1 protein-coding gene is annotated in these 570 nt (G+C 56.0%); it reads left to right on the top strand.

Annotation, left to right across the window (positions count from 1 at the left end; translation table 11 throughout):
• Positions 1-175 precede the first annotated feature (175 nt).
• On the top strand, positions 176-570 hold a 395-nt coding region (locus HW443_RS12715; RefSeq protein ID WP_176238389.1), incomplete at its 3' end, for a hypothetical protein.

Below are 570 nucleotides of genomic sequence, written 5' to 3'. Positions count from 1 at the left end.
CTGGGTGGATAATGCTTCGCTAATCGTCGGAGAGAAGCACTACCCACTGCGCCTGCCGAAACCCTCGGAAAATCGCGGCCTCGTTTTCAGAGCTAACGACGGGCGTGCTACACGGCAGTGGCAGCTCGGTGAGGAGTACTATGTCCTGTTGCCCGCCAACCAGCTCCGTGAGGATATGGCGAACATACTCTTTGAGGAATGGGTGCCGCTTGGTCCGCCGGATGGACAGTGGGACGGCTACGAGCTTCTCTGGGTTCGTACCAGTGATCCACTGCAAGTAGATTCCAAAAATGGAGATCAAGGAGGTGTTGCCGACGTGGTTGCCCGTCTTGAAGAGGCAACAGAGCGGTTGAGGCTGCCTAGCTTTGGACATCTCTGGCGCCCGCGCTTGTATCTGGTTGGTGGGGCTTGTGTGTGTGCTAATGGGAAAGAGAAAGCCTTTGCAGCCAATTCTGTGCCGTGGCTAGAGGTACGAGGAATTTGGGATGAGATGTTACCTCTCACGCTGACAAAGTGGGACGAGAAGCGAGGTGATTTTGCCAGTCATGCGACGCTTGAGCTTCCACCCCC

This window comes from Candidatus Hakubella thermalkaliphila, from assembly GCF_013281975.1.
In the GTDB taxonomy this organism is placed as follows: domain Bacteria; phylum Actinomycetota; class Humimicrobiia; order Hakubellales; family Hakubellaceae; genus Hakubella; species Hakubella thermalkaliphila.
The sequence above is the reverse complement of the archived record's forward strand: the minus strand, read 5'-3'. Positions and strand labels throughout refer to the sequence as shown.